General features: G+C 41.5%; 15 protein-coding genes. 9 read left to right on the top strand and 6 right to left on the bottom strand.

The window, feature by feature from the left end; genetic code table 11:
• Nucleotides 1–10: 10 nt before the first annotated feature.
• Nucleotides 11–1,108, top strand: a complete 1,098-nt coding sequence (locus QF042_RS06820) for a class I SAM-dependent methyltransferase (protein ID WP_307526594.1) — start codon at nucleotides 11–13, stop codon at nucleotides 1,106–1,108.
• A 166-nt stretch (nucleotides 1,109–1,274) separates the two neighbouring features.
• On the opposite strand, the gene QF042_RS06825 is transcribed toward QF042_RS06820, so the two are convergent.
• The gene (locus QF042_RS06825) at nucleotides 1,275–1,436 is read right to left on the bottom strand and encodes a hypothetical protein (RefSeq protein WP_307526596.1); all 162 of its coding nucleotides are present in this window, start codon (nucleotides 1,434–1,436) and stop codon (nucleotides 1,275–1,277) included.
• A gap of 708 nt (nucleotides 1,437–2,144) precedes the next feature.
• Here QF042_RS06825 and QF042_RS06830 point away from each other — a divergent pair.
• The 4 genes from QF042_RS06830 to QF042_RS06845 all read left to right on the top strand — a co-directional run bounded on the left by QF042_RS06830 (nucleotide 2,145) and on the right by QF042_RS06845 (nucleotide 4,400).
• Nucleotides 2,145–2,510 (top strand): response regulator, encoded by a 366-nt coding sequence (locus tag QF042_RS06830; RefSeq protein WP_307526598.1) that lies wholly within the window; start codon nucleotides 2,145–2,147, stop codon nucleotides 2,508–2,510.
• A gap of 637 nt (nucleotides 2,511–3,147) precedes the next feature.
• Nucleotides 3,148–3,366, top strand: a complete 219-nt coding sequence (locus tag QF042_RS06835) for a hypothetical protein (RefSeq protein ID WP_307526600.1) — start codon at nucleotides 3,148–3,150, stop codon at nucleotides 3,364–3,366.
• 94 nt (nucleotides 3,367–3,460) lie between these two features.
• Nucleotides 3,461–3,727, top strand: a complete 267-nt coding sequence (locus tag QF042_RS06840; RefSeq protein ID WP_307526602.1) for a hypothetical protein — start codon at nucleotides 3,461–3,463, stop codon at nucleotides 3,725–3,727.
• Between the two features lie 256 nt (nucleotides 3,728–3,983).
• Nucleotides 3,984–4,400 (top strand): PleD family two-component system response regulator, encoded by a 417-nt coding sequence (locus QF042_RS06845; RefSeq protein WP_307526603.1) that lies wholly within the window; start codon nucleotides 3,984–3,986, stop codon nucleotides 4,398–4,400.
• Nucleotides 4,401–5,156: 756 nt separating this feature from the next.
• Here the strand turns inward: QF042_RS06845 and QF042_RS06850 are convergent.
• From QF042_RS06850 to QF042_RS06865, 4 genes are read right to left on the bottom strand one after another with little or no spacing between them, the layout of a single operon-like run.
• On the bottom strand, nucleotides 5,157–5,804 hold the full coding sequence (locus QF042_RS06850) for a response regulator transcription factor (RefSeq protein ID WP_307526604.1): 648 nt from the start codon (nucleotides 5,802–5,804) through the stop codon (nucleotides 5,157–5,159).
• Nucleotides 5,801–6,823: a chemotaxis protein CheB gene (locus tag QF042_RS06855; protein WP_307526606.1), complete on the bottom strand. Its 1,023-nt coding sequence runs from the start codon at nucleotides 6,821–6,823 to the stop codon at nucleotides 5,801–5,803. The genes QF042_RS06850 and QF042_RS06855 overlap by 4 nt, the downstream gene beginning before the upstream one ends.
• Nucleotides 6,824–6,828: 5 nt before the next feature.
• On the bottom strand, nucleotides 6,829–8,442 hold the full coding sequence (locus QF042_RS06860; RefSeq protein WP_307526608.1) for a PAS domain S-box protein: 1,614 nt from the start codon (nucleotides 8,440–8,442) through the stop codon (nucleotides 6,829–6,831).
• Nucleotides 8,443–8,449: 7 nt separating this feature from the next.
• Entirely contained in the window at nucleotides 8,450–11,383 is a 2,934-nt protein-coding gene (locus tag QF042_RS06865) for a CheR family methyltransferase (protein ID WP_307526611.1), read from the bottom strand.
• A gap of 682 nt (nucleotides 11,384–12,065) precedes the next feature.
• Between QF042_RS06865 and QF042_RS06870 the strand changes: the two genes are divergently transcribed.
• Nucleotides 12,066–12,275 carry a hypothetical protein gene (locus tag QF042_RS06870; protein ID WP_307526613.1) on the top strand — a complete coding sequence of 70 codons (210 nt, stop codon included), beginning with the start codon at nucleotides 12,066–12,068 and terminating at the stop codon, nucleotides 12,273–12,275.
• A gap of 77 nt (nucleotides 12,276–12,352) precedes the next feature.
• Nucleotides 12,353–13,855 (top strand): MFS transporter, encoded by a 1,503-nt coding sequence (locus QF042_RS06875; RefSeq protein ID WP_307526615.1) that lies wholly within the window; start codon nucleotides 12,353–12,355, stop codon nucleotides 13,853–13,855.
• Here the strand turns inward: QF042_RS06875 and QF042_RS06880 are convergent, their stop codons facing one another.
• Entirely contained in the window at nucleotides 13,856–14,500 is a 645-nt protein-coding gene (locus QF042_RS06880) for a response regulator transcription factor (RefSeq protein WP_307526616.1), read from the bottom strand.
• Between the two features lie 218 nt (nucleotides 14,501–14,718).
• Here QF042_RS06880 and QF042_RS06885 point away from each other — a divergent pair, with 218 nt between their 5' ends.
• Both QF042_RS06885 and QF042_RS06890 read left to right on the top strand, forming a co-directional pair.
• Entirely contained in the window at nucleotides 14,719–16,494 is a 1,776-nt protein-coding gene (locus tag QF042_RS06885; protein ID WP_307526618.1) for a carbamoyltransferase C-terminal domain-containing protein, read from the top strand.
• Nucleotides 16,436–17,407 (top strand): glycosyltransferase family 2 protein, encoded by a 972-nt coding sequence (locus QF042_RS06890; RefSeq protein WP_307526620.1) that lies wholly within the window; start codon nucleotides 16,436–16,438, stop codon nucleotides 17,405–17,407. The genes QF042_RS06885 and QF042_RS06890 overlap by 59 nt, the downstream gene beginning before the upstream one ends.
• The last annotated feature ends 1 nt before the right edge of the window (nucleotide 17,408 follow it).

Below are 17,408 nucleotides of genomic sequence, written 5' to 3' on the forward strand. Positions count from 1 at the left end.
AACGAAATCTGTGAAATTATCGGAGTGTATTGCAGACAGGATCCGCCGGACTGGGCCGGTTTCATTTCATGAATTTATGGAATGGTGCCTTTATGACCCCGAATTGGGCTATTATACCTCAAAAAACAATCCTATAGGTACACAAGGAGATTTTTATACCAGTCCGGTACTTACTCCGGTTTTCGGGACGCTTCTGGGCAAGCAGCTTGAAGAAATGTGGAAACAAATGGGCCGCCTTCCGTTTACAATTGTAGAATATGGAGCAGGAACAGGTCATCTTTGCAGAGACATCATGAATTACCTTGAATCAAATCGAGAGATGTATGCCGAAATGCGTTATTGTATCATTGAAAAAAGCTTACCGATGCGCGAGCGCGCCAGAAAACTGGTAAATGATAAAGTTAAATGGTACAATTCGATCTCGGAAATAGACCAGATACATGGCTGTGTGCTCTCTAATGAGCTTGTTGATAATTTCGCAGTACATCGGGTAGTGATGAAACAGGAGCTGATGGAGGTTTATGTCGATTATCAAAATGGTTTTGCTGAATGCTTGCTGCCGGCAAAACAGGAGCTTAAAAACTATCTGGCTGAAATGGAGATCTGTCTTGCCAGGGATTACGCAACAGAGATCAATCTGGATGCGCTGGGCTGGATTTGTGAGGTGGCCTCAGCCCTGAAGAGCGGATATGTGATTACTATTGATTATGGTTGCAGAAATCCGGATCTGTACAGTCCAATCAGGAGCCAGGGAACGCTGGTGTGTTATTACCAGCACTCCGTGAATGATTCTTTTTATGAGCATATCGGTGAGCAGGACATCACTTCTCATGTGAATTTTTCTGCACTAAGTCATTGGGGGCAAAAGAACGGTTTAAAAGAATCTGGCTATACCGAACAGGGGTATTTTCTAAGTTCGCTCGGATTCAGGAACGAACTGATGAAAACACTTTCGAATGAACCCAATATAGTCCGCGCTGCTCAAAAGGCAGCCGGTTTAAGCCATACCCTACTGATGGATATGGGAAGCAAATATAAAGTATTGATACAGGAAAAAGGAGTAGTGTGCGATAAGCTCTCAGGTCTTGAAATTTTTCGTGGCGCTTAAATATTCTCAAAAATATCATAAGGCCATGCGCTTAGATACAATTGTAACCCCATTAGGTAAAATAGTCGAAATCGGTTAAGTAAAATATATTGTTATCAATACTTATCATCCTATTTTCTATTGAGTCCTCTGTTTTACAGGATACTTAAATAGTCTGTTATAGCCATTACTTTTGTTCCGGGTGGATCAGCTTTTTAACTTCATCTTTTAAAGCTTTTAACCTTTTTCTGCATTCATTTGCACGCTGCCGTAATTCAGCCGATTTTTCGAATAAGAGCGCATTTTCCAATGCATGCTCCTTTGTCAATTGCCTTGCTTCATTTTCCATAGCTTTTGTTTTTTGTTTAATCAAATTACAAAAATTAAACGATATGGAATCGTGTGGTTTGAAAATCAGGTATTTAACCGATTTGTAAAAGCTTAATTGCGCTTTATACCTGCGCGCTTCTTTTTATCTGTAATATTGCTGTGGTTTAATCAGGTAGAAAGAGGTTATGAGGTTTGCAATTGGTTTTAGGTTTACAACTAACTTTTCGGCTGCCAGGCGGAATGGCAATGTTAGCTTATCTGGTATAGTGATAAAATATTTACTAATAGAAAAAAAGCCCTCCATCTCTGGCAGGGCTAATTGTTTAATCTAAATCGTCCCGTTGATTTTGATCTAATGTGACAAATTTAACTGATAGACAGCCTGTTGAGAAGCGTTTTAATACTGGAATTGCAAGGGGTAAATACGCTTTTTGTCATGGATTTCCGGGCGTAACAGAACTCGTTTTGTGATGATGAGTTACCAATATCAGATTTTTCGCAAATGAGCTGTAGTATAAAATGTACTGTTATTACTTATTACGGAATAGTATCGTATAAAATGTGATTAAGATAATTTGTATCCAGATACATAGCGTATAATTACGCTTTTTGATTTTATAGTACGCGATCTTGGGATCACGGGCAAAAGCGTTCTTTTACTGCCGTCGGTTTTTGTATTTTGTGGTATTAATTTGCGCCACCATTAGATAAGGGACGGGAGAGGCCTATGTATAAAATTTTAATACAGGAAACAGAAGAATCGATTCTGGAAGTACTTACCATTGCACTCGAAGCAGAAGGGTTTATGGTAAAAGGGATGCTGGGTGTTAATCCTGGATTTTTGAACATCATTAACGATTTTAGGCCGCATGTAGTCATACTTGATTTCCGCTTACGCGGAGATGATGCTATTGAAATATGCAGCACAATTAAAAAGCAGTATCCCTTTCTTCCTATACTCGCTTTAAGCTGCAACTCAAATATCCACCTCGATTATGAAAAAAATGGTTTTGATGACTATATCAGTAAACCATTTGATCTGAACCTTTTATATCATGTACTGCGCAAACATATCCCAAAAGTTGAAAGTTAAGGCAGCATTCAAAGCCTGGAGCATTTAGTCGGCTTTACAGTTTAGATTTCATTCCATAAAATGGTTCTACAGTCGATTTATTGCTTACCTCTTTTTTTTAACGGCTTAACCAGTCATGGGCTGTCGGTCAATGAGATATTAAGTTAAGCACCATGGCCGTCAGCCTGAGCATAGTCGAAGACTTCTTGAGATTAGTAAAACGCAAATAAGTGCCCTTTACTTCGACTGCGCTCAGCACAAGCTCGCTATCATTGACAGATTCGAATAGAAAGGTCGTCATTGCGAGGAGGAATCCCGAACTTTCGGGAAAGCAATCTTTCATGCTAGTGATTCTTGCCATTAAGATTGCTTCCCCGAAAATCGGGGCAGGCTGTCGGCTGAAAAAGCCTTCCCGCAATGACGATAATCAGAGGAGAATTGTTTTTCTTAAATTCTCCTGTCATTTATATTTAATAACATTAGGCTGTCGGTTGCAATCTTAATCCCACAATAAAACTAATAGCCATATAAAGTTCTAGGGGTTAATAGGATAAATACCTAAGCGTAAGCGTGGTTAACACCTGTTTTGAAGTAATACGCCTGAAAAGTAAAACTTTTGCGTAGCGTAGCTGATTGTTCTTTATATAACTCATCAGATATGAAAAAACAGATTTTATTATTGTCAGCAGGATTAATGGCCATGTTAATGGCCTGTAACTCCGAAAACCGCGCTACATCAGGCGATTCCACTTCAAATGATACTTCAATGAGCTCAATGAGTGCTACTGATCCTATGCAGGATAGCACCGCCGGAGACACCACGCGAACCGATTCTACACGACAAGATAGTATCAGCGGGCAGCGATCAAAGCAATAACATTGCTGCATGCAGTATAGCCTTTGCCATGCATAGGGTAAACTTATGTTTAGGAAAGCACAGAAATTATGCTTTAAACTTAAAATTATAAAATATGGAACAGCAAGAAAATCAAACCAACCCAGAACAAAATGAAAACTGGCAAGGTGGAAGTACCGGTGGAGATTTTGGCCGGCCCAATGGGAATGAAAATTCTACAGAAAATGGGAACGACCAGGAAAATGACCTTCAGGAAGAAACACCCGATCAACAAACGGATAATAACGGGAATCCAGATGAAACCAACGGAACGTCAGAAGAGCCCTTTGAAAGCAGTGAACTGGATACGGATGAAAGTACCGGAAATCCGGCATTGGATTAGCGCATTTGGTAAAAGGCACAATAGCCAGATCGCCAGTGGCATTTATAACGTCAGATAAGCAGATTTACACTTATCTGGCGTTTTTTTGTCTCAGATCCCTGATTATTTTTTATTTTAAGTTGCTTAATCTTTCTGCTTGTTTATAGTATAAAAACGCTGTTAATCAGGTAGTTTAGGAAGAGCGAAAAAGTATAAATCACCTTGTTCCTGATATTGGTGTTTGGTAAATTGCTAAGGGTAATATAACAATGGCGATATGGAACAAAAAATGCATAACAGACCAGTAGAATGCCTAAAGTCTTTTCCACAGCGGCTAATGATAATCGAGGATGACCTCGCGCTTTCTGAGGTGCTGGATAACCTGTTTACTGATTTGGGTTACCACTGTAGAATGGAGACAGATGCCCCTGAAATAAATACCATCGAAGGATTTAGGCCTGATCTGGTTATTATCGATTATCATTTACCAAAAGTAAACGGTGGAGAGATTTGCGCAGCGCTTAAAAATAATAAGCTTTTAGCTAAAACCCCTGTCATCATTATTTCACAGCCTATAGCAGTATATTACTTCACCTGGAAGGATATGCTTTTGATAGTTTTATTGAGAAACCCTTTAGTATTCAGGAGATATTACGGCCTGTTGAGCGATTATTGTTCAGAAAGAACCTGGTAAGCCAAAAAAGGACCCGGATGCCATTTTACTTTAAAACTAACCGCACAGAATTTCACTAAGCTCTTTATATCTTTAAAATCTGATCTTATGGTAGTCCTCAAAGAGGCTATTTGCACTTGCTGCTTAAGCTATTCGGAAAATACTTATTAATCTGAGTTCGATTAATAATGTTTTTTTATTTGTTTTGTATGAACATTTTGAATGAACGGGTCGTCACCCTGAATTTTTCATTGTCTGTTTATATTTTCAATTGTATTCAAGAGTGCTGCGCAGTTTATTTCAGGGTCTTTCCTGCAAATAAGATGCTGACCACGAAGTAGCTATTAGGCCTTTGAAGCAATAAAATCTACTAATAAAATAAATTCAGCATGACGCGACGCCTAGCCTAGAAGTGGTAAAAACAGATAATTACTGCAAATATCAATCGAAATCAGGTTATTAAGCTTATCGGTTCTGTTCAGCATCTGGAACTTTACGGCTTTTAGGTATGCCAAACTGGGTGTTGGCAGCTATAGGGATCGCCTGAGGGGAATTTTCTTCTGTCAACAATACTACCATCCTCGAGGATGCCCCCGAATCCGCTCTTATAAACAGATCGAATGGCAAGAAGTACCTGTAATCTTTCTTGTTTTGTCACCATTTCCTTTTTTGCTAGAAATACGAAAATGGTGTTAACCTGGATTTACAGCGTTTTTATTGCGCTAAAATTATTTTTTAATCATCCTTTTGGTTCATTATGCTCAACAGAAAAGCATGTTAATTGATAAATCCGTTAACCAATGCAAAGCGGATCAGTGCAGCCGTATTTTTTGTGCCGGTTTTGTCAATTAGTGCCTGGCGGTGCCCCTCAACCGTACGTTTGCTTAAAAATAATTTTTCGGCCATCTCACTATTGGTAAAACCCTCTGCAATCAGGTGCAGTACTTCCATTTCCCTTAAAGAAAAATCAATATGCTGCCCATTTGTTTCTGGTTGGTGCACTGTGGTTTGTATAAGCCTGTCTAATAGTTTTTCGGCAAGTTCCGCGCATAGGTATTTACCGCCTCCTGCTACATAACGAAGTGCAAAAATCAGCTCTTCTTCACCAACATTTTTAAGGAGGTAACCCCGTGCACCTTCCATAAATGCTTGTGCTACATATTTTTCGTTATCAAGCATAGAAAGCATCACTACGTGGGTAGCGGGGCTAAGTGTTTTGAGTTCGCCGATTAAACTGATACCATCCATTTCAGGCATATTAATATCGGCGATCACAATATCAGCCTGATTCCCTTCCGAAAAGTATGTAATCACTTCGAGCCCATTGCCTGCCTCGGCAACGACGCTTATCTCCCCCTGCGATTCCAATAGCATCCTGATGCCGTTACGGACAATATTATGATCTTCTGCTAGTATAATTTTCAAGATTCTATTTTTTTATGATCTGATTTAGTTAATTCCTGGCGGCTCTTAGCCACTTCTTGCATGATGGTTTTTAGCCTTTCTATATGTACAAGAATTTCCTGGTCGCGTTCCTCTCTTTCTTTCTTATTAATATCATTCTTGCGCATGGTATTAATAAAGTTTCTGCGTTCTTCCATCATGCGGATAGCCACCCAGAGTGTTTCTTCGGTTTTATCTGCATATTGATTATCCAAAAAGCTTTCGCTAAAAACATGGCCTGTAAAACACCTGTATCGGGTTTCTCCATTCGGTTCGTCTATTTGGGTAAGCACACCACCACAGTCTGGGCAGGTAAATGGAGTAAGTGTGCCGAGCTGTGCGGTTACAGGCAAGCTGGTTGCCATTCTTAATGTAATCGCCGATTCCAGCTTTACATCATCCGGAACGCTCGCCGCATCGCAATCGTTTCTCGAATAGAGGTCGCTAAGGATATAGCCCATTTCTTCAATCTGAACCCTGTAGTCAACTTCAATATTGTTTAAAACATTATTGGGCATGTCTGGAAATTCTGCATTATCAGGCTCTTGTACAATACAGCGGCCACCACATTTTTTTATTGCCGCCATTCCAGATGTGCCATCATCCAATAAGCCGGTAAGTATAATGCCCGTTACGCAAGAATTGTAAGCAGCAGCGGCGGTACGGAACAATACATCAATAGAGGGGCGCCAGTGGTTCTCTTTCGCGCCCTGTTTGATCAAAATATGCCCTTTCTCCAACATCATATGCGAATCGGCTGGTGCAAGATAAACCCGCCCGGTGTTTATCGGCGTTCCATCTTCGGGTACAGAGATCTTTAAAGCCGAATTTTTGCCCAGCATATTGAGTACGACATCTACAATTGCAGCTTTGCCCAAATGGATAACGATAAACACTGCAGCATCAAGATCTGCAGGCAATTTGGTTAACAACTTGGAAACAGCTGATAATCCTCCTGCCGAAGCACCAATAGTAATAATATTTCTAACGGTTTTTGCCATAAACATCAATATTCTTTAAGTTCAAACGGATCGAAAGAAATACTGAAACAGGCACCTTCATTGTTATAAGCCCTGAAAGTTCCGTTAAGCATGGCTACCCTGTTTTTAATTCCCCTCAGTCCCGATCCGTTTCGAAGGTGGGTCTCGTTGTTGAGCTCAATTCCTTTTCCGTTATCGCAAACCGTAAGGTTTACCCGGCCGCCCTCTGTACATACCGATACCGAGGCCTGTGTTGCGCCAGAATGTTTGATACTGTTATTAAGAAGTTCCTGGATAATACGAAAGGCGTATAACTGTACAGCTGCAGGAAGCTGATCTGCATCCCTGTGAATTTTACTATCTACTTTGAAAAATTTGTTGCTTAACCGTTGGCTCATCTCTTTAACACCTGCGATAAATCCAAAATCTTTTAATACCGAAGGGGTAAGCTCATAAGAAATGTCCCTGATTTCCCGTATGGTCTGATCAAGGAGTTTGGTGATGGTTCCCATTTCGGCTTTTAGCTGGGCATCATTTGCCTTTTTTAAGTGGTTGATGTTAAATCTTATTCCATAGAGAAGCTGGCAGATACTATCATGTAATGCTGCACTGATTTTTGCCCTTTCTTTTTCCTGTGCATCAAGCGCTGCCTGCGTTAAGAGCCGTTGCTGGCTGCGTTTGGTGGCTTCTTCAATGTCCAGAGCGCGTTTGCGCTCAGAAATATCAAATAAAATTCCCGTAAAATAACAGGCTTCACCAGGATTTGAAATTTCCCTGCCTTTTGCCATAATGATTTTTGGCATTCCATGATCTGACTTTAAGCGGAATTCCATATCAATTTCCCGAAGTGCACCACTTTTGTCACATACCGATCTTATTTTTTCCTGGTCTTCGCGCACCACCAGTTCCAATAAACTGGCTAAGGTATTGTCAAAGCTGACCGAATTAATGGAAAGTATGTTTTTACTAAATTCGTCAAAAAACACCTCTTGCCGGTCGGGCCAGATACTCCAGGTGCCGGTTACCGAGGCTTTAAGGGTTTGGTTAAGACGTTCGGTTGTTTCTTTAAGTACCTGGGCGGCATTTCTTGATTCGGTGACATCGGTAAGTGTAATATAGTATTCTGGGGCAGAAGTGAGCGGGTTTATCATCGCTATTCCGCCAAGTTGTACGTGCATCACCTGTCCCTGTGAGCTGCGCATCAGGGTTTCGTAATTCCGCCTGCTGCCCACAGCTTCGAGGCTGTTGATAAAAACATAAAAATCTTCTTTTACCTCGGGTACAATCCAATAAGAAAGGTGTTTGCCCAATATGGCATCTTTACCAGCATCTAATAATTCGATGCCGCTGCGGTTAATTTCTCTTATCGTACCTAATGAGTCGAGAATGAAATAGCCGATTGGAGCCGCGTCGAAAAATCCGGTAAACCTCGAACGCTCCATATCGATTGAACGGTACGATTGGCGCAGTTCATCGTTCTGCATATCCACTTCCAGTTCGTGAATTTCCAGTTCATTGAGCAATACAGCCAGTTCGCTGTCGGGCAATGTCCGATGTTCTGCACCAGATCTTACACTTAAAAGCTCTTCAGCTTTAGACCTCAGCGCAGAAAGAATAACCTCTTTTGATGTCCTGTTCACCTGTTTTTTATTTTTCTTTAAAACTAAGTACTATGATTAAAGTATTCTCTGTTCCTTTTTCCATTATCCTGTCTATTTTAATCTGTAAGTGTTTAATACCCATCCCATTAAAATGATGCTGTACATAAACCTCTTCGTTCGCAGGTGATGAATCAGAGAGCTTATCAGAGAGAAGATCCATCTGCCATTTATTAATAACAATTTCGGTGAAAGAAAGTTCTCTGATTTCGTATTCTTGTATACGGAACATGTTCTGGAACTTTTCATTACATACCAGTACCTTACGGTCGGCATCCAGTACCACGGTGGCCTGCGGATGTAAATCGGCGGTCGACTGTGCATACTGCAGGAGTCCGAGCATCCTGGCATTCATGGATTTAATCGGTGTAATTTTGGTAAAGGCTAATACTGCACCGTTTATAAAATTGTCCATGGTGCGGTATGGCATAATGCGCAGGTTGTACCACTCGCCTTTTTTAGTTTTAATTTCGAGTTCCTTGCCAGAGAGGCTATCGATCACCTCTTTGATGGTGAGTTCGATCGATGGATATTCAAAATTGGAAACAATATGGGTGATGGAACGGCCAATATCCGAAGAAATAACATTAAATAGTCTGGTTACCTGTGGGGTAAAACGTAATATATTAAGCTGGTTATCGAGAAATATAGTGCCAATTTCCGTATTATCCAGCAGATTTTTCATGTCGTTGTTGAGCTGGGTAAGTTCCTCTGCCTTGTTCTGGTATTGCAGGTTAATGGTCATCAATTCTTCATTGAGCGACTGCATTTCTTCTTTGGTCGTAAGTGCTTCCTCATTGGTGCTCTGCAATTCTTCGTTGGTGCTTTGGAGCTCCTCATTGGTCGACTTAAGTTCTTCGAGAGAGGTTTCCATCTGTTCGATGGTGGTATGGAGCTGCTGCTTGGTGTAAGTAAGCTCTTTCTCCAATTCCTCAACGACTCCTTCACTGATGTTGCCTGAAGATTTAGATTTTCTTCCAGGTAGTTTCTTTACCGGACCTTTTTCATGAAAACTAACCAATAAGAGGCCATGCAGTGCTGGCTCTGTCAGGTAATCAACAGAAAAGTCCATCAGGTAGGTGCGGTTGTCTTCCTTGATCTTAATGTCAGTAATTTCGACCTTCGACTGGTTCATTATACAGAGGTGGATGGCGTTGCCCAGTACATATTTAAGTTCTTCCCTTACCATCCTGTGGATATTCATTACCGCCTCGCCAGGGTTTAATTGAATAAACCGGTTTGTTTTGCCGTTGATATATAGTATTTCTCCTTTTTCATTAAGCAATAATGAAGCTGGCGTGTAGTTTTCGATTAATACCTTGTTAAAGTTTTCTGCGATTGGGTTTTTGGCCACGGCTTTAGCCAGCCCGTCTGTTTTACTCAGTTTATCCTGATTGGCGATATGGAAAGGGAAATCGAGAATTTTGCCAAGTGAGCTAACCCCTTCTTTTCTTTCAAAGATTTTCCACTTCGAATCTACACTGTTAAAAATATCATGAAATGTACCTACAGATTCTGCAGGGCCAAGGAAAAGCAGCCCGTTTGGCTGCAACGAGTAATGGAAAACGGGAATGATCTTTTTCTGCAGTTCTGTGGTCAGGTAAATCATTACGTTACGGCAGCAGAGTAAATCAAGCCTGGTAAAAGGTGCATCTTTGATCAGGTTATGCTGTGCAAACACGATCATCTCGCGGATTTCTTTTTTTACTGTATAACCGTTTGGTTTTTTAACAAAAAACCTTTCGAGCTGTTGTGAAGATAACTCTGCGACAATGTTAGAAAAATAAAAACCTGCACGGGCGTGTTCTATGGCGTTTGGATCCAGATCGGTAGCAAAAATCTGTGCCTTTGGTTTCCGCTTCGATTTAAGGCTGTCGAGATATTCAGTGATAATGATGGCCACCGAGTAGGCTTCCTCTCCGGTTGAACAGCCTGCAATCCATACCCTGATTGGTTCTTCTACGCTTTTTTGCCTAAGCAACCTGGATATCTGATCTTTTAAGCTTTCGAAGGCATGGCGGTCTCTAAAAAATTTGGTCACCCCGATCAACAGTTCATTAAAAAGAATCTCAATCTCTCCAGGGTTTTCCCTTAGGTAATTTACATAACTTTCATAGTCTGCCAGTTGATGGAAGGCAATGCGGCGTTCAATACGCCTGGAAATGGTATTTTTTTTATATAAGGTGAAATCATGTCCGGTTTGCGAACGCAATAACATCAGTATTTTTTGGATATGTACTTTATTGGTTTGTGGTGATACCAGTTCTTCATTGGCCCCGGCCAACGCCGGGTGGTTAAGGTACTGGATCAGTTTTAAAGGCATTTCTTCTGGCGGAAGAATATAATCTGACAGATGGGTTTTGATCGCCGCAGAAGGCATGCTCGGATACTCGGCTGTATCAGGGTCTTGTACCATGGCCATACCCAGTTTTTCCTTAATCATCCTGAGCCCCGTTTCCCCGTCAGCGCCCAAACCCGAAAAGATAACGGCTACCGCCTTATTCCACTGGTCTTCTGCCAGGCTTTGTAAGAAATAATCGATGGACATGTGTGCACCTTTTTGCCGGGATGCACTAAAGAGCAAAAGATGCCCGTTATGGATACCCATATCTGTGCGGGGAGGAATAATATAAATATGATTTTCACGTACCTCAGTTCCATCTTCTGCAGTTAATATGGGCATGCTGGTTGAGCCCTTAAGCAATTTAATGTAATCGAGTCCTTCGGCTTCATCCTGGTGAACAATTATTACGAATGCCATTCCCGACCTGGCAGGCATATGGGTGAAGAATTTTTGATAAGCAGATAAAGACCCACTGGCCCCACCCATACCAATTATTGGAAAAGTTCCTGTTTTTTGTGGCATTTCCATGTTCAGTTCTGCTGCGGGATGTGACAGCGCACCATCTTGGTTTTCTTGCATGTTTTTTTGTTTTTTGCGGATCGCGATTACCATCGGGAATTGGTAGTCTGCAATTAGCATCCTTCTTATATTGCTCACTGGGAGCATTGCCTTCAAGTTGGAATTTAGACCACATCTGGGCGTACAAGTGCATTAGCCAGGCATCCGCATGAAAGTTAAGGCATAAATATAGGCGAAATTTCCTATGTGTCAAAGCAGGTAAACGCTTCTGTAAAAAATCAGGAAGCTTCCATTTTAGTGCTGCAAAGGCTTTTTATGCCTTAAATCCTGTTCGAAAAGAATACAATATGGATTTAAAGGTTTTTGAAAGACAGTACCACTAAAAAAATAAAAGGCGCGCGAGGTACTGTTACGTGTTAAAAATGTTACAATTTGAATGATTGGGCTCATCTTTAATTTGATTTTGACAATGCTTTCTGCCTTTGGTTTTATGGTATAGAATAGCGGTAAAACTGTGTTTACATAAAGGAATCTCTTAATTTTCAAACATGGATCAAATTTCCTTGTCAATTTTTTTTCAATCGTGCCGGGCCATCTGAGTAAAATTGTAGTACTTCTTTCAGGTGATAAAAAACCATTTTTATTCCATAGAAAGCGTATTAACCTCCTTCAGAACGGGTATAAATTACGTTAACCAATCTGCAAATTGTGCTGTTATTTATATAGCAAAATGAAGATGGATATGGGAAATCATAATTCAGGGAAAAACAGCAAAAATGCGCTGGCAAACGAACGCATTGGTGCACAGTGTAATAAAGGTAAAATACCTGCAGATTCTTCAGGTACCGTGGGTTCAAATAGGTCAGTAGGGAATTTAAAAAAGAAACTGACCAGCGATGGAGGCAAAGATCAAAGCCAGGAATGGGAGAGTCCATTAATCAGGGGAATATGAATTGAAAACGCTCCGGATTTGTCGATCAGTTGAAAGCATAGCCAAACAGCCGGGTGCTTTTAATTAAACCAATTGTTATGCTATTACCAAAGGAAGCGCTTAGCGAGCAGGATGTACAAAAAGGATTAAAAATTGTAATATGGGACGGTTTGGCCGCAGAGGTGATGACCGTTTTTTCCAGTGGCGCTTTTTTGGTTTCGATGGCCTTGCTTTTAGGGGCAAACAGTATGCAGATCGGATTATTGGCAGCACTGCCGTTGGCCACAAATGTTTTTCAACTGGCATCGATATGGCTGGTTAGCCGCTATCACAACAGGCGTATTGTTGCTGTTTTATGTGCTTACTTTGCACGGGTTCCATTGTTGTTGGTTGGTTTAAGCGTACTCGTATTTTCCGGGCTTTCACTGAATCTACTGATTTTTATGCTTTTCTTTCATTATGTATTTGGTTCGATAGCCGGGCCAAGCTGGAACTCCTGGATGAAAGATATGGTGCCGGAAAATATGCTTGGTGAATATTTTTCCAGGCGCAGCCGTTACACACAAACACTTAATGTAGTTTTGAGCATAGCGCTGGCACTCCTGTTAGATTGGGTTAAAAATCGGTATCCAGACTATCAGCTTAGTGTTTATGCCCTGTTTTTTATGATTGCGGGAAGCATTGGCCTCATTGGTAGTTTTGTCCTTTCCAAGGCTCAGGAACCCCAGTCATATCTTTCAGACAGTAATATTTTTGCGCTGTTTAAAAGTCCGCTCAAGAATCCTAACTTTCGCAGATTGCTGGTTTTCAATTGTGCCTGGGCATTTGCACTTAATATGGCAACGCCATTTTTTACTGTTTTTATGTTAACCTCTTTAAAACTCCCGATCTCTTATGTGATCATTTTGGGTGTTGCTGGTCAGCTTGCAGGTATTTTGACACTTCAGCTCTGGGGAACATTTTCTGACCGTTACAGTAATAAAAGTATTATCGCGGCCGCCGCACCACTTTACATTCTGTGTATTTTGGCCTGGTGTTTTGTTGGTATTTATACCCACCAGTACGCTAATGTGTTATTATTATTGGCTATTCACGTGTTTAGTGGTTTCGCGGCTGCAGGCATTAACCTTTCCCTTAATAATATCGGGCTCAAATTGGCGCCAAAAAAAGATGCAATCGTCTATCTTTCAGTTAAAAATATTGTTGTTGCTGTAGCCTCTTCTTTAGGGCCATTGGCAGGCGGAATGCTTGCAGTTTACTTTGCCGAACGAAAACTATTGATGACGATAGACTGGAGCAGCCCGGTAATCCATAAGACTTTTAAACTGCTCGAACTGCATGAGTGGAACTTCCTCTTTATAATTGGTGCATTGCTTGCCCTGGTTGCGCTCAACAGGCTTTCGCGTGTAAAAGAGCTCGGAGAAATCCATAAAGACATCGTCCGCAGGATTATGCGTAAAACCATCAAAAACAATCTACGGGATTATTTTCTGATCGGAGATCTCATCTCCATTAACGAACAGTTAAAAGCCACTGTCAGGGCGAGGCGCAACAGGCATAAAGGCACTGGAACGGTTGATGACCAAACACCTCTGGCTTAGTTAGTTTAAAATAAGCCCATAACGGAAAGCGAAGCCGATCAGTTCTGCGGTATTTTTTGAAGTAGTTTTTTCGATAAGATTCTGACGGTGGCCTTCTACTGTGCGCCTGCTGATGAAAAGTTTCTCTGCAATTTCATTATTGGTACATCCCTGCGCAATAAGTTGCAGGATTTCGCTCTCGCGTGAGGTAAAAGTAATATCCGGAGAAAGTTCCGGTTTTTTCTCCTGCATTACGCGGTCTACCATTTTTACACTTAAGTCTGCACCAAGATAACGCCCGCCAGAATGGATATGCCTGATGGCAAAAATAAGTTCGCTCGGTTGAACACTTTTACTCAGATAACCAAGGCAGCCATTTTGAAAAGCCTGGGCCACATAATTTTCATCATCAGAAACAGACAGTACCATGGTTTTAATTGAAGGCCGTTCTGTTTTGAGTTTGCTGATCAGTGAAAAGCCATCCATAACAGGCATACTCAGATCTGAAATCACAATATCAGGATCCAAACCCGAATCGATCAATCCCAACACCTGATGTCCGTCTGATGCCTCTCCTATAACTTTAATTTCCTCTCCGGAATTTAACAGCATCTTAATGCCATCTCTTACTACATGATGGTCATCAGCCAATATTACTTTAATCATAATAATTTAAAATGTAATCGTTCGCCAGTAATGGTCATTAATACTAAAATAACATAGCTGAAAAAACAAAAGTTTTACGCGGGGTAAAAACTCCCGCACTTTAGGTATTTATACGATTACCGGTAGTGGTTATACCTGTTTAAAAAAAAACAAAATCCTCTGACAATAGAAGATGTTTATAAGCTGAACTACTTCCTTCACTTAAACCTAATATCAATATGATTACACTCGGTATTAATGCAGTATTTCATGATTCTGCTGCCTGTATTTTTAAAGATGGAATGCTCCTGGCAGCTGTAGAAGATGAGCGCTTTACCCATTTTAAACACGGAAAACGACCTATTCCATTTAACACCTACGAACTTCCTTTTCACGCGATAGATTATTGTTTAAAGATTGCAGGCATCCATTTGAGCGATGTAGACCACATTGCCTACTCTTTCGATCCAAACCTTTTGGTTCCACCGGCCTTGCAAAACAACCCGGAATGCAAAATTCCATTTTATCCCAGTCAGGATTTTATCAGTTCCACCCCACAGCCATGGGACAACCTGTTCCTTTCTTCTATACTTCATGCACCTCACCAGTTGGTTGATGGTTATCCTCACCACCTGCAGAAACGTTTTTATGGCGCAAAGACCAGTGATTGGGAATGGCATTATGTTGATCACCATGTTGCCCATGCTGCCAGTGCCTTTTTCCCTTCACCCTATGATGAAGCAGCTATCCTAACCTTAGACGGAAGGGGCGAAGTAGCTTCTACCACCTATGGCATTGGGAATGGAACAACAATGACGAGGATTAATCAGGTAGATCTTCCACATTCGCTGGGCCTGCTTTATGAGAGGCTTACCACTCATCTCGGTTTCCTGCATTCATCTGATGAATATAAGGTAATGGCGTTGGCATCGTACGGGGAGCCCCGGTTCGCTTCCGATTTCAGGGATATCATCCGGTTGGGAAGTAATGGCCAGTACACGGTAAGTGGCGAAAACCTGAGCGAACGCTTTGGCCCTGCCAGATTGAAAGATGAGCCATTTACCGCTTTTCACTTCGATCTTGCGCGTTCATTACAATTGGTTTTGGAAGAAACGGTGCTCAAGCTTGTTGATTATCTTTATCAGGTTACTAAAGTTCCTAACCTGGTGATGGCCGGTGGGGTAGCCTTAAATTGCGTGTTAAATGCCAGGATCAGGGATTTAGGCCCTTTCGAAAATGTATGGGTACAACCTGCTGCAGGCGATTCGGGAACAGCATTAGGGGCAGCCATGTATGTAGATATCAATGAACGTAAAGTGAATAAAAAAGAATTTATAATGGACCATGTTTACTGGGGGCCAGAATATAGCGATGTGGAGATTGAACGTTTTTTAAACTGGGCAAAAGTACCTTTTACAAAAATGGAAGATGTGGCCCTGGAAGCAGCATCGCTGCTGGCTGATAACCAGATTATTGGCTGGTACCAGGGCAGGATGGAATTTGGGCCAAGGGCATTAGGCAGCCGCTCTATTCTGGCCTCGCCAATTGACCCCCGGATGCAAGCCATGCTAAATGAGGTGAAAGACCGTGAGGATTTCCGTCCGGTTGCACCCGTGGTGTTAGAGGAAGATGCCCATCTGTGGTTTAAAGATGCACATTTTTCGCCTTTTATGCTTTTTATCTACGATGTGCTAAAGGAAAAAGAAGATCAGATTCCTGCCGTACGGCATACAGATGGCACTGCACGGGTACAAACCATTAACGAGGAGCAACACCCGCGTTATTATCAGTTATTAAAGGCTTTTAAAGCGATAACCGGGGTTCCTGTTTTAATCAATACATCTTTCAATACCCTGGGCAAACCCATTGTATGTACACCAAGAGATGCAGTGGAGTGTTTCTGGACATCGCCCTTCGACGCACTTATTATCGGATCATATTTAATTACCAAAACAGATGCAAAAAAGAATATCAGTAGTCATTCCAACCTACAACAGGTTGAACCTCTTATGTAACTGCCTGGATGCACTTAACGGGCAAAGCCTTAATGCCAGCGATTTCGAGGTCATCGTGGTTCATGATGGACCGGATGAGCGGATTTTTAAGGCACTGGAAAACCTACGCGACCGCTATGCCTTTCGACTACTGGTTCGTTGTACGGAAGAAAAAAAAGGACCGGCAGCCGCACGTAATTTAGGATGGCTTTTGGCTAGTGGAAAATTGGTTGCTTTTACTGATGATGATTGCCTGCCGGGACCAAACTGGTTGACCGGATTTTTAGATGGTTATCAAAATCAGGAATTTATTGCTTTTAGCGGTAAAACAGTTGTTCCTCTTGATCCGGAGCCTACAGATTTTGCGCTGAATACCGCAAGGCTCTCAGAAGCGGAATTTATTACTGCAAATTGTGCCTGTACAAAACCTGCGCTGCTTAAGGTTGGCGGTTTTGACGAAAGGTTTAGCATGGCCTGGCGTGAAGATTCTGACCTGGAATTTAAATTATTGCTGGCCCAGGTACCAGTATACAGAAACGAGAAGGCCGTTGTGGTGCATCCGGTGCGGAAAGCGCCTTGGGGAGTAAGTTTAAAGGAGCAGCGCAAAGGCATATTCGATGTGCTGCTATTCAAAAAATACCCAACACTCTACAGGCAAAAGATACAAAAAAGACCTTTGTGGAATTATTATCTGATCGTATTGTTAGGCGTACTTGCCCTGCTTACAGGGATTCGGCGATACGATGTATTATCGAAATCAATGCTGCTTTGTATGTTTCTGATCATCGTAATCTTCGCCTATCAGCGACTCAGGAAAAGTAGCCGCTCTGGCAGTCATGTAGCCGAAATGTTGATTACCTCTCTTTTTATTCCTTTCCTGTCTGTTTATTACCGTATTTACGGAAGTATCCGTTATAGAAAACTTCTTTTTTAAG

The organism is Pedobacter sp. W3I1, from assembly GCF_030816015.1.
Taxonomy (GTDB): domain Bacteria; phylum Bacteroidota; class Bacteroidia; order Sphingobacteriales; family Sphingobacteriaceae; genus Pedobacter.

Coding starts and splice junctions, on each gene's coding strand:
- QF042_RS06825 (WP_307526596.1), bottom strand. CDS start 1,436: ATGGAAAATGAAGCAAGGCAATTGACAAAGGAGCATGCATTGGAAAAT.
- QF042_RS06830 (WP_307526598.1), top strand. CDS start 2,145: ATGTATAAAATTTTAATACAGGAAACAGAAGAATCGATTCTGGAAGTA.
- QF042_RS06835 (WP_307526600.1), top strand. CDS start 3,148: ATGAAAAAACAGATTTTATTATTGTCAGCAGGATTAATGGCCATGTTA.
- QF042_RS06840 (WP_307526602.1), top strand. CDS start 3,461: ATGGAACAGCAAGAAAATCAAACCAACCCAGAACAAAATGAAAACTGG.
- QF042_RS06845 (WP_307526603.1), top strand. CDS start 3,984: ATGGAACAAAAAATGCATAACAGACCAGTAGAATGCCTAAAGTCTTTT.
- QF042_RS06855 (WP_307526606.1), bottom strand. CDS start 6,823: ATGGCAAAAACCGTTAGAAATATTATTACTATTGGTGCTTCGGCAGGA.
- QF042_RS06865 (WP_307526611.1), bottom strand. CDS start 11,383: ATGCAAGAAAACCAAGATGGTGCGCTGTCACATCCCGCAGCAGAACTG.
- QF042_RS06870 (WP_307526613.1), top strand. CDS start 12,066: ATGGGAAATCATAATTCAGGGAAAAACAGCAAAAATGCGCTGGCAAAC.
- QF042_RS06875 (WP_307526615.1), top strand. CDS start 12,353: ATGCTATTACCAAAGGAAGCGCTTAGCGAGCAGGATGTACAAAAAGGA.
- QF042_RS06880 (WP_307526616.1), bottom strand. CDS start 14,500: ATGATTAAAGTAATATTGGCTGATGACCATCATGTAGTAAGAGATGGC.
- QF042_RS06885 (WP_307526618.1), top strand. CDS start 14,719: ATGATTACACTCGGTATTAATGCAGTATTTCATGATTCTGCTGCCTGT.
- QF042_RS06890 (WP_307526620.1), top strand. CDS start 16,436: ATGCAAAAAAGAATATCAGTAGTCATTCCAACCTACAACAGGTTGAAC.